Annotated in this window: 24 protein-coding genes, 1 other RNA gene and 1 pseudogene; 18 read left to right on the top strand and 8 right to left on the bottom strand. The window is 69.0% G+C overall.

Translation table 11 applies throughout. From position 1 onward, the window contains the following. Window positions 1–67 precede the first annotated feature (67 nt). From CFP71_RS39495 to CFP71_RS39485, 3 genes are read right to left on the bottom strand one after another with little or no spacing between them, the layout of a single operon-like run. Window positions 68–688, bottom strand: a complete 621-nt coding sequence (locus CFP71_RS39495; RefSeq protein ID WP_093939001.1) for an FMN-binding negative transcriptional regulator — start codon at window positions 686–688, stop codon at window positions 68–70. Between the two features lie 54 nt (window positions 689–742). Continuing rightward, window positions 743–1,564: an SURF1 family cytochrome oxidase biogenesis protein gene (locus CFP71_RS39490; RefSeq protein ID WP_093939000.1), complete on the bottom strand. Its 822-nt coding sequence runs from the start codon at window positions 1,562–1,564 to the stop codon at window positions 743–745. 23 nt (window positions 1,565–1,587) lie between these two features. Then, a complete protein-coding gene (locus CFP71_RS39485) occupies window positions 1,588–2,049 on the bottom strand; it encodes a low molecular weight protein-tyrosine-phosphatase (RefSeq protein WP_093938999.1) in 462 nt (153 codons plus the stop codon). A 131-nt stretch (window positions 2,050–2,180) separates the two neighbouring features. On the opposite strand from CFP71_RS39485, the gene CFP71_RS39480 reads away from it, so the two are divergent. Continuing rightward, on the top strand, window positions 2,181–2,498 hold the full coding sequence (locus CFP71_RS39480) for a hypothetical protein (protein WP_093938998.1): 318 nt from the start codon (window positions 2,181–2,183) through the stop codon (window positions 2,496–2,498). 349 nt (window positions 2,499–2,847) lie between these two features. Here CFP71_RS39480 and CFP71_RS39475 read toward each other — a convergent pair whose 3' ends face one another. Then, entirely contained in the window at window positions 2,848–3,405 is a 558-nt protein-coding gene (locus CFP71_RS39475; RefSeq protein ID WP_093938997.1) for a chorismate mutase, read from the bottom strand. A 31-nt stretch (window positions 3,406–3,436) separates the two neighbouring features. On the opposite strand from CFP71_RS39475, the gene CFP71_RS39470 reads away from it, so the two are divergent. The 4 genes from CFP71_RS39470 (at window position 3,437) to CFP71_RS39455 (ending at window position 7,974) form a co-directional block, all read left to right on the top strand. Then, window positions 3,437–4,258, top strand: coding sequence for a Nif3-like dinuclear metal center hexameric protein (locus CFP71_RS39470; RefSeq protein WP_093938996.1), 822 nt, complete (start codon window positions 3,437–3,439; stop codon window positions 4,256–4,258). A gap of 18 nt (window positions 4,259–4,276) precedes the next feature. Next, window positions 4,277–5,014 (top strand): zinc ribbon domain-containing protein, encoded by a 738-nt coding sequence (locus CFP71_RS39465; protein ID WP_093938995.1) that lies wholly within the window; start codon window positions 4,277–4,279, stop codon window positions 5,012–5,014. Next, complete coding sequence (locus tag CFP71_RS39460; protein ID WP_208636145.1) at window positions 5,011–6,126, top strand: bifunctional RNase H/acid phosphatase; 1,116 nt, start codon at window positions 5,011–5,013, stop codon at window positions 6,124–6,126. The genes CFP71_RS39465 and CFP71_RS39460 overlap by 4 nt, the downstream gene beginning before the upstream one ends. A gap of 111 nt (window positions 6,127–6,237) precedes the next feature. Then, a complete protein-coding gene (locus CFP71_RS39455; RefSeq protein ID WP_093938994.1) occupies window positions 6,238–7,974 on the top strand; it encodes a hypothetical protein in 1,737 nt (578 codons plus the stop codon). Between the two features lie 69 nt (window positions 7,975–8,043). Here CFP71_RS39455 and sfnG read toward each other — a convergent pair whose 3' ends face one another. The 4 genes from sfnG to CFP71_RS39435 are packed head-to-tail and all read right to left on the bottom strand — an operon-like array spanning window position 8,044 to window position 12,936. Further along, entirely contained in the window at window positions 8,044–9,171 is a 1,128-nt protein-coding gene (gene sfnG / locus CFP71_RS39450; RefSeq protein ID WP_093938993.1) for a dimethylsulfone monooxygenase SfnG, read from the bottom strand. Window positions 9,172–9,204: 33 nt separating this feature from the next. Continuing rightward, the gene (locus CFP71_RS39445; RefSeq protein WP_093938992.1) at window positions 9,205–11,964 is read right to left on the bottom strand and encodes an AAA family ATPase; all 2,760 of its coding nucleotides are present in this window, start codon (window positions 11,962–11,964) and stop codon (window positions 9,205–9,207) included. Between the two features lie 31 nt (window positions 11,965–11,995). Continuing rightward, window positions 11,996–12,370 (bottom strand): zf-HC2 domain-containing protein, encoded by a 375-nt coding sequence (locus tag CFP71_RS39440; protein WP_244200006.1) that lies wholly within the window; start codon window positions 12,368–12,370, stop codon window positions 11,996–11,998. An 11-nt stretch (window positions 12,371–12,381) separates the two neighbouring features. Beyond that, window positions 12,382–12,936, bottom strand: a complete 555-nt coding sequence (locus tag CFP71_RS39435) for a sigma-70 family RNA polymerase sigma factor (protein WP_093938990.1) — start codon at window positions 12,934–12,936, stop codon at window positions 12,382–12,384. Between the two features lie 260 nt (window positions 12,937–13,196). Between CFP71_RS39435 and CFP71_RS39430 the strand changes: the two genes are divergently transcribed. The 13 genes and pseudogenes from CFP71_RS39430 to CFP71_RS39365 all read left to right on the top strand — a co-directional run. Then, on the top strand, window positions 13,197–13,847 hold the full coding sequence (locus tag CFP71_RS39430) for a DUF4142 domain-containing protein (RefSeq protein ID WP_093938989.1): 651 nt from the start codon (window positions 13,197–13,199) through the stop codon (window positions 13,845–13,847). Then, window positions 13,844–14,641 (top strand): ferredoxin, encoded by a 798-nt coding sequence (locus CFP71_RS39425; RefSeq protein WP_093938988.1) that lies wholly within the window; start codon window positions 13,844–13,846, stop codon window positions 14,639–14,641. Before CFP71_RS39430 ends, CFP71_RS39425 begins: the two co-directional genes overlap by 4 nt. After that, window positions 14,638–15,921: an NAD(P)/FAD-dependent oxidoreductase gene (locus CFP71_RS39420; protein WP_093938987.1), complete on the top strand. Its 1,284-nt coding sequence runs from the start codon at window positions 14,638–14,640 to the stop codon at window positions 15,919–15,921. The genes CFP71_RS39425 and CFP71_RS39420 overlap by 4 nt, the downstream gene beginning before the upstream one ends. Beyond that, a complete protein-coding gene (locus tag CFP71_RS39415; RefSeq protein WP_244200005.1) occupies window positions 15,842–16,402 on the top strand; it encodes a COG4315 family predicted lipoprotein in 561 nt (186 codons plus the stop codon). The genes CFP71_RS39420 and CFP71_RS39415 overlap by 80 nt, the downstream gene beginning before the upstream one ends. Window positions 16,403–16,416: 14 nt before the next feature. Next, window positions 16,417–16,815: RNase P RNA component class A (gene rnpB, locus CFP71_RS39410), an RNA gene on the top strand. 388 nt (window positions 16,816–17,203) lie between these two features. Beyond that, complete coding sequence (locus tag CFP71_RS39400; protein ID WP_093938984.1) at window positions 17,204–18,067, top strand: SCO6745 family protein; 864 nt, start codon at window positions 17,204–17,206, stop codon at window positions 18,065–18,067. A 442-nt stretch (window positions 18,068–18,509) separates the two neighbouring features. Beyond that, on the top strand, window positions 18,510–18,776 hold the full coding sequence (locus CFP71_RS39395; protein WP_005166545.1) for a hypothetical protein: 267 nt from the start codon (window positions 18,510–18,512) through the stop codon (window positions 18,774–18,776). A 9-nt stretch (window positions 18,777–18,785) separates the two neighbouring features. After that, complete coding sequence (locus CFP71_RS45215; protein WP_093938983.1) at window positions 18,786–19,262, top strand: hypothetical protein; 477 nt, start codon at window positions 18,786–18,788, stop codon at window positions 19,260–19,262. Between the two features lie 3 nt (window positions 19,263–19,265). Further along, the gene (locus CFP71_RS39385) at window positions 19,266–22,223 is read left to right on the top strand and encodes an ATP-binding protein (RefSeq protein WP_093938982.1); all 2,958 of its coding nucleotides are present in this window, start codon (window positions 19,266–19,268) and stop codon (window positions 22,221–22,223) included. Beyond that, the gene (locus CFP71_RS39380) at window positions 22,220–24,385 is read left to right on the top strand and encodes a hypothetical protein (protein WP_093938981.1); all 2,166 of its coding nucleotides are present in this window, start codon (window positions 22,220–22,222) and stop codon (window positions 24,383–24,385) included. The genes CFP71_RS39385 and CFP71_RS39380 overlap by 4 nt, the downstream gene beginning before the upstream one ends. 3 nt (window positions 24,386–24,388) lie before the next feature. Then, window positions 24,389–24,985 (top strand): hypothetical protein, encoded by a 597-nt coding sequence (locus CFP71_RS39375; RefSeq protein WP_093938980.1) that lies wholly within the window; start codon window positions 24,389–24,391, stop codon window positions 24,983–24,985. A 4-nt stretch (window positions 24,986–24,989) separates the two neighbouring features. Further along, entirely contained in the window at window positions 24,990–25,988 is a 999-nt protein-coding gene (locus CFP71_RS39370; RefSeq protein ID WP_093938979.1) for a C40 family peptidase, read from the top strand. A gap of 102 nt (window positions 25,989–26,090) precedes the next feature. Next, window positions 26,091–26,428 (top strand): annotated as a pseudogene (locus CFP71_RS39365) (hypothetical protein); the annotation flags it as partial.

Below are 26,428 nucleotides of genomic sequence, written 5' to 3'. Positions count from 1 at the left end.
GGGGAAGCAAGGGACCTTTGCTATCGCCTGGCGCTCTGACCTGCGGAAAGGGAGCAAGGGACCTTTGCTATCGCTCCCGCCGCGCCAGCTGCGCCCGCGCCGGACCGTCCCCCGGGCCGCCGCGCCGCTCCAGCTCCCCGTCGATCCGTGCGCGGTCGGCGGGCTGCTTGTTCCCGCCGTACTTGAACTTCGCCCGCACCCCGGTCACGGTCAGCTCGACGCCGCGGATACCCGGGAGCAACCGCTTGTCCGGCGCTTCGGTCGAGCTGACCCTCGCCCGGACCGAGTCAGGTTCGAAGTGCGCGAGCTGCCGGTCCAGGAGCGCGGCCTTCTCCGCCGCGTCGTCGACCAGCCGGACGTCGCATTCGAGCTGCACGGACGCGTAATACGACGTCGGAACGCCGTGCGGCGGGTCGGCCGGGGTGTTCCAGTCGGACCGGATGTAGGTGTGGTCGCCGGTCACCGCGAGCAGGGCGCGGGGGTGTTCCTCCAGCAGCGGCCAGACCGGGTTGGGACGCGCGAGGTGCAGCAGGACCGTCCGGTCGCCGTCGTAGACGAAGTGCACCGGGTTGACGATCGGCAGGTCGCGGCCCGCGCCGCCGGCGATCAGCTGGCCGAAGTCGTGCGCCGAGAGCCAGGCCCGCCATTCGGCGTCGTCGTGGGCGGCGTCCCACGGGTGAATCAGCATGATCGAGTATCAACACACGCAATGGACCTATAAAAGGGCCATTTTCGCGTCAGATCAGGTAGCCACTTCGGAGCGTTCGTCCTCGGCCAGCAGTTCGGCGACGCTCTTGCGCCGCTGCGGCCGCTCCGTGGTCAGCGCGCCGCCCGGCTTCAGTTCCCGGACGGTGAAGTACAGCCAGCCCATCAGCGCCATCGTCCCGAACGCGATCCACTGGAGCGCGTAGGAGAAGAACGGCCCGCTGTCGGTCTGTGGCAGCGGCAGCGCGCCCAGCACGCCGGGCTGGTTCAGGTCCAGCTGGAAGTAGCCCGGCCGGATGTCCAGCTTCGCGGCGCGTGCGACGACCTGGGAATCGACGACGTAACTCTGGAGCTTCCCGCCGGTCGACTCGTCGGCGAAGGCGTCGCGGTTCTTCCCGTCCCGCTCGTCGTGACGTGCCCGCGTGACGATGTCGACCGTCCCGGCGGGAGGCGCGGCGAAGGGAAGGGCACGCGACTTGTCGTCGAGCCGGACGTACCCGCGGTCCACCAGCACGACCGTGCCTTCGACGGTCCGGAACGGCGTCAGGACCTCGAAGGCCGCTTCGCCCTGTACAGAGCGAAGGCGGGCCACGACCTCGCCATCGGGGAGGTACGTGCCCCTCATCGCGACCAGGTGCCATTCGGTGCGCTGATCAGGCACGGCACCGTTGGGCAGCAGCTGCTCCAGCGACCGAGGCTGCCCGGAGAACGACTCCCGCAGCGCCGCGTTCTGATGCTCGCGTTCGGTGTTACGGGAGAACTGCCAGGGCGCCAGCAGAGTGAAGCAGGTGATGGCGAAGGTGAACACCACCAACGTCAACGCCAGCCATCCGGGCTTCAGCAGGAACTTCAACCGCACCCCACCACGGTAAGCGGTCCGCCTCAGGCGTGTGCGCGCACCCAGTCGAGCAGGCCCGGAACGGACCGCTCGATCATGCCGAGGACATCCTCGAAACCGTCGTCCTCGCCGTAGTACGGGTCGGGGACCTCGGCGCCTTCGGGCGCGGACGGGTCGAACTCGCGCAGAAGGCGGACCTTCGCCGGGTCCGAGACCTTGCGCCGGAGGAACGACAGATGGCCGTCGTCCGCCGCGAGGAGGAGGTCGGCGGCCAGATGCCCGCGGTCGACCTCGGCCGCGACGTGGCCGGTCGGATAACCGTGTTCGGCCAGCTTCGCGCGGGCGCGCTTGTCGGCGGCCTCACCCACGTGCCAGCCGCCGGTGCCCGCGCTGGAGACCTGGACGAGGTGGTCGAGACCGGCTTCCTCGACCTTCGCGCGGAAGACGAGTTCGGCCATCGGGGAGCGGCAGATGTTGCCGGAGCAGACGAAGACGATGTGCAGCACCTGATCAGTGTGAAGGCCGCCGGAGATCGACCGCTCACCGGCTCCGAACGGCTACCCGGCGCGTCGAACTGGAAAGCCGGGGCGAAGCGGGAGTAGACCACCTGGAGAGAAAAACGCAGGAAAGGTCGCGTATGAGCGCACCATTACCCATCGTCGAGTCCCCGGCAACCGGGCTCCGGTGGTACCGCATCACCGTCAAGCTTCCGCACCCCTACGAGGTCGGGCGGATCCTGTCGGAGCACCACTTCGTCCAGGCCAGATCGCCGAAAGAGGCGATGACCAGGATGCCGTTGCACCTCCGGACGAGCGCGTCCGTCGCGCCGTACCAGGTCGTCGAGCCCGACACCCCCGATCACACGACTGCCTACCGGGCGATGTTGTGGACGGGCCGCGTGATGCGCGCGGCCGGCCGTTGGGCGGTCAACAAGGACGCGAAGGCGCTGGACTGACGGCCCGGGCCCCGGGGGGCGATAGCAAAGGTCCCTTGCTCTCTTTTAGCAGGTCAGCGACCTGCGTGATAGCAAAGGTCCCTTGCTACCGCCCCGGAGGCCATCGGCGGGGGTGTGTGGAAATAGGGACGTTGAGTGTCCCTATTTCCACACACCCCTCGCCGCGGGCACGGTCAGGTCGCCCGCCCGGGCGTCTCGCGGGGACTGTGTGGATTTCTGCGCATCCAACGCACCAAAATCCACACAGTCGGAACGCGCCCGGGAGCCGGCGACAGCAAAGGTCCCCTGCTCTCTTTCTGCAGGTCAGCGGCCCGAGTGATAGCAAAGGTCCCTTGCTACCGCCCGGCGGTCAGGGGTGCGTGCAGGCCGACCGCACCGACTCCCCGAGCGCCACCGAGTGCAACCGGTCCAGCGAGCGGCGAGCGTCGACCAGCCGCACCGTGACCGCCAGCCGCACGTCGCACGACCGCCGCGCCCGCGCGTCCCCGGTCGCCGCGAGTTCGGCGAGCAGGCCCGTGTTGAGCCGGTCGATCACCGGCCGGACCTCGGTCCCCAGATCGGGCCGCTCCGGCGGACGCGTGCCGGGGTGCTCGGTCCACTTCGCGTACAGGCCGCGCTGCACGACCTTGTTCGCCTCGATCTGGTCGCGGAAGAACCGCACCACCCCGGATGGGGAGAGGCCGAGGCCGGGCGCTTTCGCCGCGACGGAGTCGAGGATCTGCTGTTCGCGTACCGGGTCGTCGATCGGCGACGGCGTGCCGAACTTCGCGGCCGCGACCTTGTCGGCGATCTGAACGCGCTGCGCCGCCAGATCGGTCAGCTTCCAAAACCCCGGAGACGCCGACGCGGGCGCGGGTACCGCCAGCAGTCCGGCCACGAGCAGCGCGCAGAGCACCCGAAGTCGCATGTCCGGAAACGCTACATGCGAAAATCCCCCGGTGCCCGCGCTAGCCGAAGTCATCGCCGCCCTGGAGCAGGCGTATCCGCCCGAACTCGCCGAATCGTGGGACGCCGTCGGACTCGTCTGCGGCGACCCGGCCGAGAACGTGGACAAGGTCCTGTTCTGTGTCGACCCGGTCGACGAGACCGTCGAAGAGGCGATCGAAAGCGGCGCGCGGCTGATCGTCGCGCATCATCCGCTGCTGCTGCGCGGCGTCCACGGTGTCCCGGCCGACAGCACCAAGGGGCGCCTCGTGCACCGCTTGATTCGCGCTGGCGTCGCCCTCTATTGCGCGCACACCAACGCCGATTCCGCCTCGCCCGGCGTCTCCGACGCGCTCGCCGACGCCATCGGCCTGACCGTCCTCGGCCCGCTCGACCCCCGCGAGGACGGCGTCACCGGCATCGGCCGCATCGGTGAACTGCCCGCGCCCGAAGCGTTCTCCGCCTTCGTCGAACGCGTCGCGAACGCCTTGCCCCGCACGGAACCCGGGGTCTACGGCGCCGGGGACCCGGACCGCCCGATCCGCCGCGTCGCCGTGTCCGGCGGTTCCGGGGACAGCTATCTCAAGCGGGCCACCGCCGCCGGGGTCGACGCGTACGTCACCGCCGATCTCCGGCATCATCCCGCCGGGGAGCACCTCGCGGAGATCTCCGAAGTCCCCGCCCTGGTCGGCGTGACGCACTGGGCGAGCGAATGGCCGTGGTGTGAGCAAGCCTCGGGCGTCGTCCGCGCCGCGTTTGCGGGTAACGTCGACGTTCACGTCTCCACGCGGTGCACCGACCCGTGGACGCTACGGGCCACCCGAACCGAGCACTAAGAAACTCCAAGGAGCACCGTGAAGGCCGACCCCGCCGTCCAGCGCCAGCTGCTCGAACTCGCGAAGGTGGACGCGGAACTCTCGCGTACCGCCCACCGCCGCCGCACCCTGCCGGAGATCGCCGAGATCGACGCGGGCGAGAAGACGGTTCGCGATCGACGGGACGCGCTGGTCTCGGTCCAGACGGCGGCGTCCGACCTCGACCGCGAGATCGCCCGCCAGGAGAAGGAGATCGAGTCGGTGCGCGCCCGCGGCGACCGCGACCGCAAGCTCCTCGAATCCGGTTCCGTCGCGGCGAAGCAGATGACCGACATCGAGCACGAGCTGAACAGCCTCAACCGGCGTCAGTCCGCGCTCGAGGACGACCTGCTGGAGCTGATGGAACGCCGCGAGGCGCTCGAACTCGACGCCCAGCGCACCAGCGCCGAGGTCTCGAAGGCCGAGGGCGAAGTCGCCGAAGCCGTCAGCCGCCGCGACGAGAACTTCGCCGACCTCGACACCACGAAGGCGCGTCGCGACGAAGATCGCGCCAAGCTCCTGCCGCGCTTCCCGGAAGACCTGATGAAGCTCTACGAGCGGGTCCGGGCGCACAAGGGCATCGGCGCGGCGCTGCTGCGGGCCCGCCGCTGCGGCGCCTGCCAGCTCGACATCGACCGCCGCGAGATCGCCGAGATCAAGGCCGCTCCCGAGGACAACGTCATCCAGTGCGAGAACTGCGGCGCCATCCTGGTCCGCACGCTGGAGTCCGGCCTGTGACCGACCACGTGCTCGTCGAGGCCGACGGCGGTTCCCGGGGCAACCCCGGTCCCGCCGGGTACGGCGCGGTCGTCAAGGACGCCGCCACCGATGAGGTGCTCGCCGAGCGCAAGGCCTTCATCGGCATCGCGACGAACAACGTCGCCGAGTACGGCGGCCTGATCGCCGGGCTCACCGCGGCCGCCGAGCTCGGAGCGTCCACAGTGGACGTCCGGATGGACTCGAAGCTCGTGGTGGAGCAGATGTCCGGGCGGTGGAAGGTCAAGCATCCGTCGATGCAGCCGCTGAACGCCGAGGCCAAGGAACTGGCGGCCCGCTTCTCGCGCGTGCGCTACGAGTGGATCCCTCGCGCGGAGAACTCTCACGCGGACGCCCTCGCGAACGAAGCGATGGACTCCGGGGCCGCCAAGAAGCCGGAACCGGCGAAGAAGACCGTGAAGCAGGACAGGGTCAGCCCCGTCGGCTGGACCGGCGCCACCGGAACGCCGACCAAACTGCTCCTCGTGCGGCACGGCCAGACGGCGATGTCGGTCGACAAGCGGTACTCCGGCCGCGGTGACGTGCCGCTCACCGAGCACGGCAAGCAGCAGGCGGCCGCCGCCGCGAAACGCCTCGGCGCGATGGAGGGCCTGGTCGTCGACGGCGAGGTGGCCCCGATCATCGCCTCGCCGCTGATCCGCACCCAGCAGACAGCGCAGGCGATCGCGGACGCGCTCGGCGGCCGGGTCGAGACCCACCCCGGGCTGATCGAGACCGACTTCGGCGACTGGGAGGGCCTCACCTTCAAAGAGGCCATGGACCGCGATCCCGAGTTCCAGACCAGCTGGCTTTCGGACACGTCGATCGCGGCGCCGGGCGGCGAGAGCTTCGACGGCGTCCACCGGCGTGTCCGCAAGGCCCGCGACGAGCTGATCGCGCGGTACGGCGGACGGACGCTCGTGCTGGTCAGCCATGTCACGCCGATCAAGTCGCTGCTGCGGATGGGCCTGGACGCGGGACCGTCGCTGCTGTTCCGCCTGCACCTGGACCTGGCCTCGCTGTCGATCGTCGAGTTCTATCCGGACGGCAACGCCTCGGTCCGCCTGGTGAACGACATCTCGCACCTCTCCTAGCGGGAACTGTGGCGCGGATCACGCCTGGATATGACGTGTCGCGGGCGGCCGATGGGGTATTGGCTACAGTTTTGACGACGGGCACGTGAGCGAAAAGGCAAAGACGGGGACATGACGGCGAGCGCACTGAGCGAAGCTTCCGAAAAAGACGTGCCCGACCCGGCCGAAACGCCGGCCCGTCGTGGCCTCGCCGCCCGGATCGCGCCGTACCTGGCGGTCCTCGCCGGTGTCGCGGCGCTGGCCTGGCACGCCACGCTCTACGGCCACTGGATCGTCGACGACGCGGCCATCACCTTCTCCTACGCGCGCAGCTTCGCCGACGGACTCGGCCCGGTGCTCCAGCCGGGGCAGCCGTCGGTCGAGGGCTGGTCGAACTCGACCTGGCTGGTGTTGCTGGCGGTCGGGAAGCTCTTCGGCATCTTCGACAGCGGCACGCTGTTCGGCCTACCCGACTACGTCCTGTTCCCGAAGCTGCTGGGGCTCCTGTTCACCGCGGGGACGCTGGCCGCCTGCCACGTCGCGGCGAAGCAGGTCTTCGAGCGCTTCGCCTGGCTGGCGACGCTGGTCGTCGGGCTGACGCTGGCCGCGATCCCGTCGTTCGTCATCTGGACGATCTCCGGGCTGGAGAACTCCCTGTTCGGGATGGCCGTCGCCTGGCTCGCCGTACTGCTGTTCGTCGCCGTCCGCAAGGACACCGTGCTCACCGCGAAGGTCGCCATCTGGTCCGGGGTGCTGGTCGCGTTCGCCGCGCTGACCCGCCCCGAAGGCCTGATCTACGGCGCCGCGTACCCGCTCGTCGTCCTGTTCCAGCTGCGTAAGCCGCTGCTGGGGCAGAGCGTCAAACTCGTCGTGGTGTCGGTGGTCGCGTTCGCGATCCCGTTCGGCGCGTACCTCGCCTGGCGGATCGCTGAGTTCGGCAGGCTGCTGGCGAACCCGTCCATCGCGAAGGGGCAGGGCCTTCCCGGGCTTTCGGCGCTGAAGCAGCCGTTCGAGCTGGTCGGCTACGCCGGTGTCGCCGGGACGATCCTGCTGGCGCTGACCATCGGTTACGCGCTGGTCCGGGCGGAATGGCGGCGCGCGCTGGTCGCGCTGCTGACGCCGCTGGCGCTGGGCATCATCGCCTACGGCGTGATGGTCCCGGACTGGATGGGCCAGCACCGCTTCGCCACCCCGATCTGGATCCTGGCCGCGCTGGCCGGGACGCTGGCCGCGGGCGAGCTGCTGCGCCGTTCGCGGGCGGTGCTGCGGGCGGTCGTGGTGCTCGTGCTGGTCGCGGCCGCGATCCCGTCCGGGATGGGATTCGCGTCGTCGTCGGAGAAGTTCCAGCAGAGCCCGACGGTGCCCGCGTGCCTCATCGCCGACCGCTTCGGCCGCGGCTTCAACACGATGGCCGACATCCTCGGTCTCCAGCAGGCGTCGCTGCTGCTGCCCGACCTGGGCGGCTCGTCGATGACCAGCAGGCTGCACCTGGTCGACATGGCCGGACTGGTCGAGGCGGACGTCGCGGACTTCGTCAAAAAGGGCGACATGCCGGGGCTGCGCGACTACGTCTTCGACAAGGTCAAGCCGACGTTCATCCACTCGTGGGGCCCGTGGGCCGCGGGCAACGGCATCACCGTCGACCCGCGGATCGACCGCGACTACGAGCCGATCTTCGTGTACCCGGGTGGCGGGCTGCGGAGCGGGGACTTCGTGCGGAAGGACGCCGTCTCCAGCCCCGAGAAGCTGAAGGCCGTCCAGGACTACGCGGCGAAGACCATGCCGGAGGTCGAGAAGGTGCGCTTCGGCAGGCCGCTCAACGACTGCGGCCCCTCCATGAAACCGGGCCAGACCGTCTACCTGCCGTAAATCACGCGTTTAGTCCTCTGGATGCGGTAGTTGCCCCGCGCAAAGACCGCATCCAGAGGACGAAATGCATCAGGGCGCGGAAGTGACCAGGGGCTCAGGGGTGGCGGCGCCTCGTTCCAGGTCCGCCTCCTTCGCCCGGATCACCGGCAGCACGTGCTTCCCGAAGTACTCGACATCCTCCAGGTAGTGCAGGAAGCCGAGCAGCAACAGGTTCGCGCCGCGTTTCTTGTACTCGACGGCCCGGTCCGCGATCTGCTCCGGCGTGCCGATCAGGCCGGTACGGAAGCCGTCGTTGTACTGCACCAGATCCTTGAACTCCGAGTCGGCCCACATCCCCTTCTTGTCCGATGTGGACCCACCCGCCTGCTTGACGGCGTTGCGGAAGCCCTCGACGGCGTCGGTGTTCGCCTTCTCGACGATCTCGCGCAGTACGGCCTTCGCCTCGCTTTCGGTTTCCCGCGCGATCAGGAAGCCGTTCAGTCCGAAGCGGACGGCGTGGTCGTTCGCGGCCGCGTAGCCGCGGACCTCCTCGACCTGCTCGCTGAAGCCGTCGAAATCCTTGCCGTTGCTGAAGTACCAGTCGGAGACCCGGCCCGCGAGCTTCCGCGCCGCGGTGGAGTTGCCGCCCTGGAAGATCTCCGGATGCGGCCGCCCGACCGGTTTCGGCTTGATGTCGAAATCGTGGATCCGATAGAAATCACCGGCGAATTCGGCGTGGTCGTTCGTCCAGAGTTCCTTCAGTACGCGAATGAACTCTTCCGAACGACGGTACCGTTCGTCGTGTTCCAGCCACGGTTCACCGAGGTTCGTGAATTCGTCCTTGAACCAGCCGCTGACCACGTTGACCGCCGCGCGCCCGCCGGAGATCACGTCCGCGCTCGCGATGAACTTCGCGAGCACCCCGGGATGCCACAGTCCGGGGTGGATCGCCGCGATCACCTTCAGCCGCTGCGTCGCGAGCAGCAGCGCGAGGCTGAACCCGGTCGATTCGTGCTGGTAGGCGGCACCGTAGCTGGCCGTGTAGCGGACCTGGCTCAGCGCGTATTCGAACCCGCTGTTCTCCGCGAGGACGGCGAGATCCCGGTTGTACTCGTATCCCCAGTCGGTGCGCTGCTCGATGTCGCTGGTGACCAGGCCGCCGCTCACATTGGGGACCCAATAGGCGAATTTGAGTGGTTCGGATTCGATTCCCGGCATGTCGCGGAGTGAACCCGCCGCCCCCGGAAACCGTCAATCACCGTCCACGCGCTGGGACCGGCCGAGCGCGGAACCCAATTCGGTGCGCCCGGCGATCTCCAGCTTCCGGTAGGCCCCGGACAAATGCAGTTCGACGGTGCGGCGGGTCAGGTGCAGCGCTTCGGCGATCTCCCGGTTGGTGAGACCTTGTGACGCCATCACCCCGACGCGGTATTCCTGTTTGGTGAGGCCGTGTTCGTTGTCCTTCGCCGTCGTCAGGCTCGTCCGCGCGTCCCGCAGCGCTTCGGCGGCCCGCCTCGTGAGCGGCCGTGCCCCGCAGTGCTTGCCCGCTTGCGTGGCCCGCCGCAGCGTCACGATCGCTTTTTCGCCCTGACCGTGGCGGGCCTGGAACGAGCCGAGTTCGGTCAAGGCCTCGGTCAGCGCGAGCTTCGCGGTCGAACCGCCGAGGACGTCGACGGCCTTGGTGAGCAGTCGTTCGGCCTCCTCGTCGTTGCGGACGAGACCGGCCGTGGTCAGCGCACCGCCGAGGATTCTCGGCGTGCCCCACCGTTCCGCGGCGGCGAGGTCCTCTTCGGCGAGTCTGGCCGCCGCGTCGGTGCGCCCGAGTGCCAGCGCGGTGCGGGCCGCGTGCGCTCGCCAGGGGGCGAATCCGGGGAAACGCATGCCGTGGTGTTCGAGACGGCGTCCGCAGCCGCGCAGGTCTTCGTACCCGAGTTCGGGTTCACCACCGGCCGCCCGGAGCCTGCCGCGCGCGTAGAGCAGGTAGTTGTGCGTGAAAAGTGCTTGCGTGGCCCCGAAATCGATTTTGTCCAGCAAGGCGGTCGCGACGTCGTGACGGCCGAGATCGACCGAGACCTCGATCAGCCTGGCCGCGCACAGCACCGCGATCGGGCACCGGCTGGTGGCGCCGCGTTCGTCGAACTGCCGCACCAGGGATTCGTAGTGGACGCTCGCGCGCACGAGGTCGCCACCCGCTTGCAGCGCGATCCCGCGGGCGAGCGTGGCTAGGGCTCCCTTCGGCACGTGGAAGTCCCAGGGCACGCGCTCGGTGTCGAGTACTTGGCAGAGCTTGTCGGTGAGGGCGGCCTCGTCGGCGAGCACCGCCGTCGCCAGCGCGAAGAAATAGGGCTGTTCGAACAGTTCGGGGTGCTCGCCGGACAAAGCCTCCCCGAAATGCCGGACGGCGTTCGCCGAGGACTTCCCGCCGCGCACCGTGTCGAGCGCGAGCAACCCCGATCGGCTCTGTTGCGCGGCGGGATCGTTCAGCGGCGCCCATTGCCGTTCGAAGTCGCGGAAGTCCGGCGGCGGCCCGAGTCTGCTGCCCGCCTCGGCGAGGTAGGTCATGCACAGCAGCGGCCAGACGGCGTCGGGCCCGCCCGCGTCGAGCCGCGCGGCGAACTGGCCGGCGGAGTTGATCGCCAGCCGCGCGTCCGGGCCGCCGCACAGCGAGAGGATCATGGCCGTCGCGGCGAAGGCCGCGGTTTCGCGGTCGTCGATGTGGTCGACGGCCTCGCGCACCCTGGCAGGCGCCGAATCCGGGTCGCAGTGGAATTCCGCGTGCGCGAGCTGGAGCAGGATCGCCATCCGCTTGCGTTCGCTGAGCCGTTCTTCCAACGCCCGCGAAAGGAACCGGACGGAGAGTTCCGGATCGCCCTCGACCACCGAATGCCGGGCGGCCATCCGCAGGATGTCGACCGCCCAGGGGATCCTGATAGCGGTCGCTTCCAGAAGATGGGCGCCGACCCGTTCCGGTGCCGCGCCCGCGTCGTGCAGGAGCCGCGCCGCCCGCGACTGGGTGACCGCCCTGGTGGTGAGCGGCATGTCGGCGAGCACCGAATTGCGGACGAACCGGTAGGTCAGCGCCGGCCGGTGGCTGTTGGTCAGCAGGTGCGCGCGCACCATCGTGTCGATGGCGGCCAGCGCGGTGCTTTCGTCGACCCCCGCGAGCCGCGCCAGCAGGTCGAAGCTCGCGTCCTCGCCCAGGATCGCGACGGCTTCGAGCATCTTCGGCGCGGCGGTGTACTCGTGCATGCGGACCCGCAGCACCTCGCCGATCATCGCCGACCCCGCGGCGTCCAGGTCCATCCCGGGCACCAGGCGGCGGCGCAGCGCGCCGAGCAGGTACGGATTGCCGCCGGTGACCTCGCGGCATTCCTCGGCGAACCGGCCGGTGGCGACGCCGAGGAACTCGGCGACGTGCCGCGTCCCCAGCCCGCGCAGCCGGATCGTGGCCGGAGTGCAGCCGGACATCTCCAGCAGCGCGACCTCGCCGGCCTGCAACTGCCCGATCAGCGCGGTCAGCACGATCATCACCGGCAGCCGCTCCACGCGATGCCGGATGTAGGCGAGGCAGCGCATCGACCACGGATCGGCGAGGTGGATGTTGTCGACGCCGAGGAAGACCGGGCCCTGTTCGGCGGCGTGGCGGACGGTGTGGAAGAAGGCGTCGAGCGCCTGCTCGTCCCGGGGACCGTGGTCCGGCGGCGCGTGGGTGAGCCCGTCGATCAGCTGACGGCCGACACCGCCGCTCAGGTGCGTCTCCAACCGGGACGCGGAGGCGATCGCGACGGTGAACCCCGCCGCTTTCGCCAGCTCACCGGCGGCGCCGAGCACCGACGACTTGCCCATGCCGAACTCCCCGACCACCACGGCACTGGTGGCGCGGCCGCGCAGGGCGGCCAGGAACAGCCCGGTGATCGTGTCGAGTTCCCTGTCTCGACCCAGCAACCCGGCGGAACGCTTCGGTACCGAAGGCCCGCCGAAGGGACTCTCGGGATTTACTTCGGTATGCACCGTAGAGACCTTCGTTTCGGCTTGCGGCAGACTACTTGAACGGAGGCGGTGACGGGAGTGACCGCTGGTCGTCGAGGGGAGCAGAGGTCAAGATGTCCGCATCCGACGAGATCCGCCGGTACCGGCCGGACGACCGTTGTGCCGACATGAGGGCCGCGACGACGCACGCCACGAGGACCACCACGAGGTTGGCCACGATCATCGACAGCCGGCCGCAGCGCCGGACCACGGCGGCGCCGGGGGACAGGTAGCGCAGATCGGCTCTCGCGAGCGCGTCTTCCACCGACGTGAATTCCGCGACCCGGCGACCGCAGCGCACACACCCCCGCAAATGCTTTTCGAAGGCATACGCCTCGGCCCGGTCGAGCACACCGAGTACGTACGCCGCCGCATCGGTGTGTTTCACCTTTCGCTTCATCATCGCGAACCCAGCTCTCCTAACGACCGTCGCAATGTCCTCATAGCCGCGTACAGCCGTGATTTGACCGTTCCCTCCGGTATTCCCAATATCACCGCCGCCTCCCGGACCGTATGTCCGGTCAGATACGTCTCGTAGATGACAGCCTGGTATTTGCTGTCCAGATAGCGTAGCGCTTCGGAAATGACGAGTGCGGACAGTGACTGCTCGGTCTGGTCCGCTGTTTCGGCGTTTTCAGAACTGTCCAGCTCGACCTCCTGCGGGCGGGCACGCCGGTTTCGCCAGCCGTCGATGACTATCCGCCTGGCGACCGTGAGCAGCCAGCCGCGCAGCATTCCCGGCTCACGGTTCAGTGTGTCGGAATGCTGCCAGGCGCGGATCAGCGTTTCCTGGACGACGTCTTCCGTCCATTGTCGATCATGGCCGGTCAGGTACATCACCTGACTGAACAGGGTCTCCCGGAAATCTTTGTACAGCAACGAAATGAGCTCTTCGGAAAGCTCGTTCGAACGATGCTCGCCGCCGAAACGGCATTCTCTGCCCACTGCTTCCATGAAGTTCGAGACCTCCCCAGTGGTGGAGGATTTCGCGGGTTCGTACACCGTAGCGCAGACTATCGCCGTGAGCCATGTGCAGTAGTGCTCCGTTTACTATTGGTTGCCCGGTACGTACGGCGGCGATAAACGGTTCTAAATATGTAGTGTGATGCACAGCACACTGTATGGGCGGGCGGAGATCGAACCGGCCACTCCGGTTCCCCGTACTCCCAGTGAGGCCCTTTGTTCGATGCGTATCCACAGTGGGGACGGGTGAAATGATCTATCGACTGCTCGGCGTGGTGATCGCCCTACTGGTGCTCGGGCTCGGAACGCCTGACAGTGCCTTCGCGGAAATCGATTCCCATGATCGGGAACTGCTCGTGCGAGTACGGCAGGCCTGTTTGTGGGAAGGTCCGGCCGGTCGTCAGGCGGAACAGCGCGCGAGCGGCCTGCGGGTGCGGGAGGTCGGCCGCAAACTCGCCGACGACCACGACCGGCTCGACGCCCAGGTCCGCGAACTGGCGTCGAAGGTCCGCGTCGAACTACCCGGCGAGCCCACCGAAGAACAACGGTCCTGGGCCGAGGAGATCACCGGTGCCGTCAGCGCCGACTTCGACCGTCTCTACGTCAACCGCTCCCGCGCCGCGCACGGGAGCGTCTTCGGCCTCGCCTCCCAAGTGCGGGCCGCCACCCGCGACGACGCGATGCGGTCCTTCGCGCAGACCGCCGTCGACACCGTCATGCGGCACATGACCCTGCTCGAAAGCACCGGCATCGCCGAGACGACCTCGCTGATGGTGGTTTCCGCCGTCGGCAACGAACTCGGCGGCGGTGACATCGTGTTCGGCGTGCTCTTGGTGGCGGTCGCCGGGGGAGCGACCTTCGGGCTCGTGCGGGTACTCGGCGCACCGGGCAGGCGCGCGTGACGGCCGCGCTCCTGGCGGTCATCCCGGCCCCGTCACCGCACGACAGCGGAGTCCGGGACATCGCCACGCTTTCCGCCCGGTTCGCCTACTCGACGATGTGCCTGACGCTCGCTTGGGGAATCCTGAGTGCCACCGGGTGGATCAGGCGGGCCACCGGCCACGAGGCGCTGCGCGGCGGGCACGTCGTCCTCGCGGTGTTCAGCCTCGCCACCGGTTCCGTCCACGGCCTGTCCTATCTCTTCCTCGACGACGGCTCGTTCGGCGTTCTCGCGCTGGTGATCCCGTTCGCCGGTGGCGGGTTCGCGCGGCACGCGGCGGGCGTCGTCGGACTGGAGCTGTTCATCGCGGTCTCCGTCACCGCCGCCTTGGGGCGTCGAGTCAAAGGGTGGTTCCATCAGCTCGGCTACCTCTCGGTCGGCCTGCTGGCGATCCATTCCTGGCTGGGCGCGTCCGCGAACGGGAACCTCGCGACGGTCTGGCTCGGCGGGATCACCGTGCTCACCCCCGCCGTCGTGCTCACCGTCCTGCGGGTGCTCCCGCCGAGGGCGCTGGTCCGCATTGGACTGCTCGACGGCGGCGCCGGCCGGGCCGAACGGGTCATGATCTCGGTCGACGACAAGAAATGCCACAGCTACGCCATTTGCCAGGCCGAAGCACCGCAGGTCTTCCAGCTGCAAGGGGACGGCCAGCTGCGCTATCTCCGGAAACCGGGCGCCAGACAGCTGCCCTTGGTCCAGGCCGCGGCCCGGGCTTGTCCGATGCGAGCCATCCACCTGCGAGGGGCGGGACAATGAGCGAACGGATCGTCGTGGTCGGCGGCGGACTGGCGGGACTGCGCTGCGCGGAACGGTTGCGGGAACTGCGGTTCGACGGCGAGCTGGTGATCGTCGGCAACGAGCCGGACCTGCCCTATCACCGGCCGGCGTTGTCCAAAGACCTGCTGACCGGGGCCACGAGCCCGGCGGAGACGGCGCTCGCCCGGCTCGACGAGATCGACGCCGAATGGCGGTTCAACACCCCGGCGACGCATCTGCAGCCGGGCCGCCAGGTCGTCCACCTGCCCGGTGCGGAGGAACTGCCCTACGACGGGCTCGTCATCGCCTGCGGCGTCGAACCTCGGCGCCTTTCCGGTGTCCCGCACGGACATCCGCGGGTGGTCGTCGTCCGGACCCTGGCCGACGCCGCCGAACTGCGCGGCAACCTCGCCGCCGACCACGGGCCGGTCGCGGTGCTGGGCAGCGGGTTCATCGGCTGCGAGGTCGCCGCGAGCCTGCGCGAGACGGGGCGCGAGGTCACCGTGATCGGCCGGTCGGCGCATCTGCTCGGCGAGGTCGTCGGCAGGCACATCGGGCAGAAGCTCTCCGCGCTGCACCGGTCGCGAGGGGTGCGGCTGGCGCTGGGCGCGTCCATCGACGGCTGGCAGACCACGGCGAACGGCCTGCGGCTGAGGTCGTCCGACGGCTGGATCCTGGACGTCTCGTGCGTCGTCGTGGCCGTGGGGACCGTGCCGTCGATCTCGTGGCTGCGCGGGTCCAAGTTGCCGCTCGACGACGGTGTGGTCTGCGCGCCCACCTGTCACGTGCTGGGGATGAGCAACATCGTCGCCGCCGGTGACGTCGCGCAGTGGCCGAACCTGCGGTTCGACGAGACCCCGAGACGGGTCGAACACTGGCTCAACGCCGTCGAGATGGGCCGGGCGGCGGCGGAGAACCTCCTCGACGGGCCGCAGGCTTCGCGGCCGTTCGCGCCCGTGCCGCGGTTCTGGTCCGAACAGCACGGCATGCGCATCCAGGCGGGCGGCATCCCGAAGCTCGGCGCCGACACCGTCGCGCTCGCCTCACCCGTCGGCGGGGAACGGCCCGTCACCGGTTTCGTCCGCAAGGGCCGCCTCGTCGGTGTCGTCGGCCTCGACAGCCCGTCCGCCGTCCTGCACTGGACCAACGAGATCGCGGAGCAGAACCCCGTCAGCCACCCGGGAGAAACGGAGACGCCTGATGCGCCGATCGCGGTTGACCATGCTCGTCGTCATCGCGGCACTCGTCGTGGGCGCCGCGATGTGGTGGCGGGAGGGTGAACCCGTGTCGCTGACGGCGAGTGCTCCGGTCACCGAGACTCTCCCCGGCCCGCGCTTGCCGCCGTCCGGCACCTCGCGGCCCAGCTCTCCCACGGATGCTCCGCCCGGCACGCAGCTGACGGCCGTCTACATGACCCGGATGGGCCGGGCCGTCCTCGACGAGACCGGCGCCGTCCTCTTCCGGTACGAACGCGACGACCCGCACAAGGCCCGCTCGGCGTGCCTCGGGGACTGCGCCGCGGTGTGGATTCCCGTCACGACCACCGGCACGCCGGTGTTGACCGGCATCGACCCCGGGATCGTCGACACGATCAAGCGTCCCGAGGGCGCCCGGCAGGTGACCCTGGCCGGCCGGCCGCTCTACAAGTTCGCCAACGCGCGTCCCGGCGAATGGACCGGACAGGGCACCGACCACCTGTGGTTCGTCGTCGAACCCGACGGACGGCGCAACCTGAACTGCCTGCCCGTACCCGTGCAGTAGGATTCGCCGACGGACGAGTCGGCGGGGCGGCCGCGAGCCGGGAAACCGGTTCGAGGAAAGTCCGGACTCCACAGGGCAGGGTGGTTGTTAACGGCAACCCGGGGCGACCCGCGGGACAGTGCCACAGAAAACAGACCGCCTCCGTGCGCTTCGCGGGCGGAGGTAAGGGTGAAACGGTGGTGTAAGAGACCACCAGCGTCCTGGGTGACCAGGACGGCTAGGTAAACCCCACCCGGAGCAAGGCCAAGAGGGAGCCGCGAGGCTCCTGCGCAGGCGACCGAGGGCTGCTCGCCCGAGTCTGCGGGTAGGCCGCTCGAGCCCGCCGGCGACGGTGGGCCTAGATGGATGGCCGCCACTCGCTCAGCCGCAAGGCGAGGCGAGGACAGGATCCGGCTTACACGCCGGCTCGTCCGTACTTCTTTTGCCACCCGCGCGCTTTCCGCGCCGGGAGCTTCTTTCCGTGAAGGCCTCCTTGAGGGACCCAGAGTCCCTCAAGGAGGCCTTCACGGACTTTTCTCGGAACCTCCACGCAAGTAGGCAGTCCGCGAAGGCCTCCTTACCTACCTTGACAGTAAGCAAGGAGGCCTTCATGGACTTCGGCCGCGGCGGGAGGTGGGTCGGGTGGGTCGTGAGTGGTAAGTGACGTTAGAACGTCACTTACCACTCACGACCACCCCGACCCACTCCCTACCTGCGCCTGGTCCCGGAAAGCGACACCAAAGGTCCCTTGCTCCCGCCGCGCCGGGACCGCGGCCCTTTCGGACGCTGCGCGCCTTCGCTACTTGCGGGTAGGGTGCCCCCATGGGCGAAGCGAGTCGGGTCACGGGACGGTTCCGCGGGACGTTCGATGTACTGCATTCCCTTACCTACTTCGCACCCGAGACGGAAGCCGCGCTCACCGGCGCGGGCCTCCGTCCGGGGCGCATGACCTACTTCGCGGGCCGCGCGGCACCCATGGGCGCGGTGAGTCCCGGCGTGGTCGCGGCGACCTTCTACAACTTCAACCCGGACCTGGTCGCCAAGTACATCCCTCGCGCGTGGACGCTGGCCGCGCCCGAAAAGATCATCGAAGCCCGTTTCGAAGCCGTCGACGCGACGCTGACCAGGCTGCTCGGCAAGGACACGCTCGTCTCCGAGCAGGTCGCCGAGGCGGCCGAGCTCGCCCGCGAGGCGACCGGGGGCTGCCAGGTCGACGGCCGCCCGCTCTACGCCGGGCACGCCGACCTCGCCTGGCCGGCTGAACCGCACCTCGTGCTCTGGCACGCCATAACCCTGTTGCGTGAACACCGGGGCGACGGCCACATCGCCGCGCTGGTCCTCAACGGGCTCGACGGGCTCTCCGCGCTCGTCTCGCACACCGCCACCGGCAAGGGTTTCCTCGCCGCCGCGGCCAAGGCGTCCCGCGGCTGGAGCGACGAGCAGTGGGACGGCGCGGCCGCCAAGCTCCGTGACAAGGGTTTTCTCGATGCCGAAGGCGGCCTGACCGAGGCAGGGAACGATCTCCGCGAGCGGATCGAGGACGCCACGAACGCGGCGTCGACAGGTCCTTGGGAGCACCTGGGCGAGGAGAAGACCAAGCGGCTTCACGAGCTGTGCGGGCCTTTGAGCCGCCAGGCCGTCGAAGCGGGCGCTTTTCCCGCGAATGTGTTCGCTACGGGCCGATAATCACGCTATGTAGCGAAAATGGCGTCGTCGATTTCGCTTTGGGTGACGGAAGTGTGACCTTGACCCATCGGCACCCATGATTTTTGTTGAATGCGTGCTCACCCAGCGGACTCGCGAGAAGCCACCGAACGAGTCATGTCACACTGGTCGCGGCCGGATTTTCCGCGGTCGACCCGTACTCACAGTGAGCAAGAAGCGTCGCAGTTGGGTGTTTTCGACCGCGCACTGCGAAATACGGGTGTCCGGGGTTAATCCAGACGACCCTTGCAACGATGATGGAGACCGAGGATGGTCGTGGTGCTGTGCCTCGCTCTGTCACCGGTAGACAAATCGATATCTACAGAGCGCGCTTTGACCACTACGCCTCGTGACGCCATGATGTTCGAAGCAACACCGAGCCAGAACCGCGCGAACCCCCTCTCCGCGCACCGGGAGTAATGCGATGATGACCTTGACCACCCTCGACACGCTGGCCGCCGGCGAGCTCGGCACCGGCAACGTCCGCACCTGGCTGATCGACAACATCATCCCCCTGGTGCTGCTGGCCGTCGCACTTCTGCTGCTGTGGCTCGGTGGCGGCAAAGGGGACAACGCCGGTGTCATGCGCCGACTCGCCGGTGTGGTGATCGCGCTGGCGATCATCGGCCTCGCGGTGAGCGGCGCCGGAGTCAACGTGGGCCAGTGGATCGCCGGCCTCTTCACAGGCTGAGGGCTCCCCTTGCGTATCCGGACCGATGACGAGGTTTACCGGGTCGACGCCGTGTGGCTCGGTCCGCCGAAAGCGACTTTTCCCTGGAGAGCCCGCTACGTCGCGTGGCTTGTCGGTATCCCGGTCTTCCTGATCGTGCTCACCGTCGAACGGTGGGCGGGCTGGAGCTTCGGGTTCTTCTCGACCGCCTGGGCCTTCGTCGCCACAATTGTGATCACCAGATTGATCACGGCCAAGATCAGCCACGAGCGTCCGCTGGGCGCCGTGGCCGCGATGGCGGCGAAAGAGCTCAACACACCAAGAGAACGGACCACGGGCACGGGAGGCGCGGCGAGCGCGTCCCGCGTCCGGGTACGGGCGAGCCGCCCGCTACCGAAGCACCGCAGGAGACGGCAGTACCAGCACCACGGCTACGGCGGCGGCGCCGGAGCTCAGGGAACACCACGAGCGCGTCGGAGCCGCCCTGCGGCTCGGGCCGGGAGGTAGTCGTTGTTCGGTCGCGGCGGAAGCCGAGGAAAACGTGATCGAGACCTGCAGCAAGGGGCCTGGAACCCGCCCCAGCAGGTCCGCTCCGCGCAGCCCAAGAAGGCCGGCAAGGGGAGGCGGCTGCCCGGTGAGGCGGCCATACCCACCTATACCCCGTCCATCGCGGCGCGAAGCATCGACGGGCACCTGTTGCGCACCGGTTACGAGGTCTACGCCTGGTACCGGCTCGCGCCGCAGCGCTGGTCGTTCCGGTCGGACTCGCAGCGCCGCGACCTGATCGCGGCCATCGCCGGGCAGTACGCGGAGCTCCAGGGCCGCTGGCTGCACCTGCGCGTGACCAACCGGCCGTACCCGATCCGCATGTGGGCCGAGGCCCACGTGCACAACGCCGTCGGCCGTCCCCAGGACGTCCAGGGCGCGCTGTCCTTCGACGACTACCTCATCGGCGAGCAGCAGCAGCTGATGGGCCGTTCGATGGCCGAAAAAGAGGTCTACCTGGGGGTCCAGGTGCAGACCAGGCGGATGATCGACCGCGCGGTCGAGAGCGCCGCCCCGGTGCTGCGCAAGATCCTCCCGGAGGCCGTCGACGCCGAACTGGCCGCGCTCGACTCCGAGGTCGAGCACCTCGACCAGGTGATCGGCTCGGCCGGGCTCGAAGGGCGCCCGGTGCACGCCGAGGAGATGTCCTGGCTGATGCACCGGTCGTGCTCGCTGGGCCTGCCCGCGCCGCGCAACATGCCCGCGGTCCCCGGCGCGGCTTGGGAGCCCGAGGACCTCGCCAGCTTCACCGACGCGGCGGACTTCCACGCCGAGCCGTACGCGCCGACGGTCACCGTCCGCGGCCGCACCGGGTCGAACGCCGGGGTCTCGCGGCATCTGGCCGTGCTCACCGTCGGTCAGATGCACGGCCTCCAGATCCCCGAGGTCGACGACCCGTGGATCCAGCACGCGGACCGCCTGCCCGCCGCGGTCGAGGTGTCCGCGCGGATCTACGTCCGGCGCCCCGAAGAGGTCGCCGGCGAGCTGCAACGCCAGATGAACAAGGTGCGTTCGCAGGTCAAGCACTACACCGACGAGCACGAGTTGGAGCCGCCGCAGTCGCTGGCCCGCCAGGCGGGCCGGGTGCTGGAGATCGACGACGAGATGACGTCGGGCTTCACCGCGCTCGCCACCCGGGTCCGCTCGTGGTGGCGGCTGGCGGTGTCGGGGCCGACGGAGCGTGACGCGCTGCGCCTGGCCCAGCAGCTCCTCGACCTCTACAAGCCGAAGATCGCCGTCGAGCATCCCGAAGCCCAGTACGCGCTGGCCCGGGAGTTCATCCCCGGCGAGCCCTTGGCCTCGGCGGCGTACATGCGCCGCGGTTCGGTCGTGTGGGCGTCCTCGGCGGTGCCGACGGCGACGGCCGAGGTGGGCGACCGCCGCGGCATCCTGCTCGGCGAGACCGTCACCGCGACCCGGCGCCCGGTGGCGTGGGACCCGTGGATGGCGCAGGAGATCCGCGACGGCTCGGGTCTGACCGCGATGGTCGCCGGGCTCGGTGGCGGCAAGTCGTTCCTCGGCGGCGGCATCGTCTACAAGACGCTCCGCGCGGGCGCGCACTGGACGATCCTCGACCCGTCGGGCCCGCTGTCGCGGCTGTGCGACCTGCCCGAACTGCGCCCGTACGCGCGGCCCATCAACCTGCTCAACGCGCAGCCCGGCATCCTCAACCCGTACCGGGTGGTCGCCGAGCCGCAGATCGAGCACTTCATGGACGAGGACGACCCCGAGCGCTCGTGGCGGCGGGAGAAGGCTCTCGCGGGCGCGACCCGTCGTCGTCTCGTGCTCGACGTCCTCACCGGCGTCCTGCCGTACGAGGTCTCGCGGATGGCGCAGACCCGGATCGTGCTGCTGCGCGCGGTCCGCGCGGTCGGCGGCCGATTCGACGCCGACCCCGGCCAGGTCATCGACGCGCTGCGGCGGGACTCCAGCGAGCACCACGAGCACGCCGTCGTCGTCGCGGACTTCCTCGACGAGATGCGCGAGCGGATGGCGCTGCTCATCCCGGAGACCGACGCGGACCCGTACGCCGAGACCCGCGACGACCGGATGACCGTGCTGACCATGGCGGGGCTGACCCTGCCCAAGGACGGCGTGCCGCGCGAGTACTGGACGGACGCGGAATCCCTCGGCGTGGAGATGCTGAACCTCGCCGCGTGGCTGACGCAGCGATCGGTGTACGAGAAGCCCAAGGAACTGCGCAAGGGCGTCTGGATCGACGAGGCGTTCTTCCTCTCCGAGGTCCCGACCGGTCGCGTGCTGATGAACCGCTTCGCGCGTGACTCGCGAAAGTGGAACGTCCGGGTGCTGCTGTCCTCGCAGATCCCCGCGGACTTCCTGAAGATCCAGGGTTTCGTGGCGCTGCTGGACTCGGTGTTCGTCGGACGGCTCGACGACGACGACGCCCAGGCCGACGCGCTGCGCCTGCTGAAGGTCCCGGTCGGCGTCGGCTACGAACAGGTCGTCGCCGCGCTGGGCAGGCGGCCCGGCTCGCAACGCGACATCCAGCGCGACGTCGAACCGCGGCAGTTCATCTTCGGCGACGGTGCCGGTGGCGTGGAGCGGATCCGCGTCGACTTCTCCGGCCCGCACCTGGAGCACTTGCGCCGGGTCATGGACACCACGCCGGGTTCGCCCGACGCCAAACCGTCGAAGCCGGGCAACGACCTGGCCGTCCCGGAGGAGAAACAGTACGTCCCGGTGCCGCCGGAGGACGACTTCGAGCTCGAAGAGGATCTCGAGCTCGCGGCCGAACTCGAGGTCGGCCTCACCGACGAGCAGATGCTCGGCGCCCCGGACCCGTTGGCGGCCGAAACCGGAGAAGTGCAAGGCGCTGTCCAAAACGGACATAACGGGAACGGGAGTCAAGGCGAGCAACACGCGCGCGCCGGCAAGGGTGGCACCGGCAGGGATGCCGCATGAACACGGTGATGACACTGGCGTTCGTGCTCGCGTTCGCCGCCGGCTGGCACGCGCTGCGCCGCCGCCTGAAAGAGGGGCCGCGGCCGGGCAAGACCAGACCCAGCCGCCGCGCGACGATGTTCGTCGTCATGCTGATCCTGGGTCTGCAGGCCGTGGCGACCGCTCCGGCGGCGTCCGCCGCCGCCTGTGGTGAGGCGCCGAACCCGGAACGGCCCGGCGCGGGCATGGTTGGCGCGCTCGACCCATCCGTGATCGCCCGTGGCGAGGGTGGCAGTCCGTACAACGTGTACGGATACGCCGGGCACGTCTGGGACACGTTCGAAACCGACTGCGGCCCACTGGCGGGCATCACCTCGCCCAACTCGACGATCGACACCTGGGCGGGCAACCAGCTGTTCAACATCGGCAAGAACATCGTCGGTGCCACGAACTCCTTGCACTACACCGTGTTGCAGGGCAGCCTGCTCAGCCCGTTGTACAACGCCGTGAAGGCCGGGGCCGAGAAGGTCTTCAACAACATCTACGCCCAATTGTTCGGCCTGGCCGCGCTGATCATGTCGATCATGCTGTTCCGCAACATCTGGCGCGGCGATCTCGCGGCGGTCAGCAAACGGGCGCTGTACGGGCTGGCCGCGGTCTGGCTGGCCGCGTCTTCCCTGGCGCTTCTGCGGTTCATCGACCCCATCGACAACGCGATCGTGCAGACCACGACCAACATCCAGGCCGGGTTCATCGACGAGGTCAAGAACCCGCCGCCGACCCCGCCTCAGCCGCCCGCGGCACAGCCGTGCCAGGCGACCCCGGAGGCCGTGGCCGCCCGCCAGCCGTGGGACCGCGTCCCGACCGAACTGCACTGCCGGGTCGTCTACGACAACTGGCTCCGGGGCGAGTTCGGCACGCCGGACTCCCCACAGGCCCTTCAGTACGGTCCGGCCCTCTTGGACGCACGAGCCTTCACCAGGACCCAGATCCTGCAGGGCGGCGACGCCGACACCGCGCTGGTGGACTCCAAGAAGGCGGCGTTCAAGGACATCTCCACCAAACTCGGCCCGGCGACCGGGTACTTCACGGGTGAGGACGGCAGTCGCGTCGGTGCCGGGTTCCTCTCCCTCGGCCAGGGAATCTTCTACTCGCTGTTCCAGCTGCTTGCCAAGGCCACGGTCCTGCTCGCGCAGGTGCTGATCAGGATCTTCGTCCTGACCGCTCCGCTGATCGGGTTGATCGCGTTGCTGCAGCCGCAGATCATGCAGCGCATCCTCAAGGTGCTCGGCGCGGTCGCGTTCAACCTGATGGTGCTTTCGGTGCTGGCGGGCGTGCACACGCTCCTGCTGGAAGCGATCTTCACGGCGGGCAACTCCTTGTCCCTGCTGACGAAGATGGCGCTGGCGGCCATCATCACCGTGCTGTTGTTCATGGTCGGCCGTCCGGTGCGGCGGCTGTGGCAGATGGTCGAGATGTCCGTCGGCATGGTCGGCGGCGCGATGCCTTCGCCACGCGGCGGGCTTTTCTCCCGATTCCGCAAGAAGAACAACGAGCAGACCCCGCAGGACGCGTTCTGGCAGAACGTCCGCGACACCGACGACGTCGTTGACGGAGACCTTCGCGGTCCCGTGGGCGCGACGATCGGCGGCGGGCGGTTCCGGCCCGAGGCGACTATCTTCGCCAGCTCCCAGCGGCTCGACAACGGGTCCGGCGCGATCAGGCCCGCGGCGGCTTGGTCCGGAGCGCCATGGCCCGGCGCGGTCGGCGGTGGCGGCGGTCTTCCGGCGCTTCCCGCCGGTGGCGGCGGAGGCGTCCCGGTGTTCGGCCAGTACAACCCGGCCGCCGGCAATCCGGGCGACTCCATGTTCACCTCGGGCGGGCGGAGCCCGATCCAGGTACCGAGCCGCCGGGTGGACACCTCGCCGGTCGCCGACCGGCGCTGGAGCGACGAACCGGAGCCGGTCGTGGTGCCGTCGCGGATGAATTCCACGGGTGGCGGCTACACCACTCCCGACTACTCGGGCGCCGTACCGGTGCAGGCGGGGCCGTCGACGCCGCGTCCTCGCCGCGTCGACCCCGAAGTCGTCGCGGGCAAGCCGGTCTTCGTGCTGTACCGGCCTTCGCGCGGGCTGGAGGTCCGCGAGGAAGTCCGCGACACAGACCACGCAGTGGGTCGGTGACCCATGCCGATCCGGACCAACCGCGGGCGTACCGCGGTCTACCGCAGACTCTGGGGCTGGCCGCTGCGCTCACCCCGCCATCTCGTCGGCACGCTGGTCGTCCTCGCGGTGGTGCTCACCGCGCTGGGCATCCTGCTGCCCAAGGCCATCGGAAAACCGGGGCAGACGGCGAACGGGCCGGGTGCTTCGGCGACAGCCACCTCGCGTCCCGGCGTCGCCGCGCCGGTCACCGTGACGTCGACGCTGCCGCCGAGGCTGACCACCCAGCCACCGCCGTCTTCCGCGCCACCTGACCAGGACGGTGTCAGGGTCGCCAAGGAGTGGGTGACGGCATGGGCGAACCATCCGGACGGCACGACGACCGAGCAGTGGCTGAACGGACTGCGGCCGTACACCACCGAGGAGTACCTCGCCGGGGAACTGACGACGGTGGATCCCGCGAACATCACCGCGACCAAGGTGACCGGGGAACCGCAGGTCTCGTCCTCCTTCACCGGATCGATGGACGTCGATGTCCCGACGGACGGGCCCAAGGTCCGGGTCACCGTCATCAAGCTGAACTTCGGGTGGCGAGTCACCAAGTTCACGCAAGCGGGCTGACCCGATGAAGATCGGGATCATCGTCGGCGTGCTGATCGCCGCGGTCTTCGCCGCGGTGGTCACCACGAGCACGGTCTCCAAGGTGGTGACCGACCACATGGAGGCGCAGGCGGGCAGCGTCGTCAAGACCTCCTGCGACGCGTCGATCGGGCCGACCCTGCCCGGCCAGGCCGACCGCGGTTCTTCGGATATCAACAAACTCGACGAAGAGCAGAAGGGCATCGTCGCGCTGATCATCTCGATCGGCAAACAGCGGACGCTGTCCCCGCGCGCGTGGCAGGTGGCGATCCAGGCCGGGATGACCGAGTCCAAGCTGCGGAACCTGACCTACGGCGACCGCGACTCGCTCGGCATCTTCCAGATGCGGCCGTCGATGGGCTGGGGCACCGTCGCGCAGGTCACCGACCCGCCGTACCAGGTCAACAAGTTCTACGACGTGCTGCTCGCGGTGCCGGACTGGGAGAACATGCGCCCCGGTGACGCGGCGCAGCGGGTCGAGCGGTCCGGCTTCCCCGACCGGTATCACAACTGGGAGCCGATGGCGGCGCTGCTCGTGCAGAACGAGGGCCAGATCGTCGACGTCGTCGGCTGCGGGTCGAGCGTCGGCAGTGTCGTGCCGCCGAGCCAGGCCGCCGCGCAGGCCATCAAGTTCGCCCTCGGTGAGCAGGGCAAGCCGTACATCTGGGGTGCCACCGGACCGAACAGTTACGACTGCTCGGGACTGATGCTGCGGGCGTACGAGTCCGCCGGGATCATCCTTCCGCGGGTTTCGCGGGACCAGTACAAGGGCGGCGCGATGCTGCCGGTCCGCCAGGCTCAGCCCGGTGACCTGCTGTTCCTGGCCACCGTGCCCTCGAATCCGGCGACCATCCACCACGTGATGATGTACCTGGGCGAGGGCAAGATCGTCGAGGCGCAGCAGACCGGGGTGCCGGTCCACATCCGCGACTTCTCCTTCGACGAGGCCGAAGTGGTCGCGCAGGCGGTCCGTCCTGGCGTTTAGCATGGTGACAGCGTGGTATCGCGATCGCGAGACCATCGGATTCACCCGAAGTGGCGGCCTGTCCACCGGCAAGCGGCCGCACACTGGCAGAGGATGAAGAGCGTGGCACGGAAATTCGGAAGGCGAGGCAAGCCCGCGGCGGGAGGCGGCCCGGAGGTCGATCCCCGCGATCTTTTCGGTACCGCACAACCCGCGCGGCAAGCGGCCAGGCCGGCGTCGAGCACGCCGCTGGCGGACCAGCTGAACCAGGGCTGGCCGGGAGTCGACCCCGGTTACGTCGTGTTGCCGCGTTCACTGGCCGAGGGGATGTCGCTGCCCTGGCAGCAGCAGATGGCGGCCCTGCTGGCCCAGTTCCACCACGAGAACGCCCGGCTCGCCTGGCCCGTCTATCGCGTCGTCCCGTCGCGCTACGAAAAGCTCGTCGATCTCGACGAGGAGCA

Origin of the sequence: Amycolatopsis thailandensis, assembly GCF_002234405.1 — a bacterium.
Classification (GTDB): Bacteria; Actinomycetota; Actinomycetes; order Mycobacteriales; family Pseudonocardiaceae; genus Amycolatopsis; species Amycolatopsis thailandensis.
The sequence above is the reverse complement of the archived record's forward strand: the minus strand, read 5'-3'. Positions and strand labels throughout refer to the sequence as shown.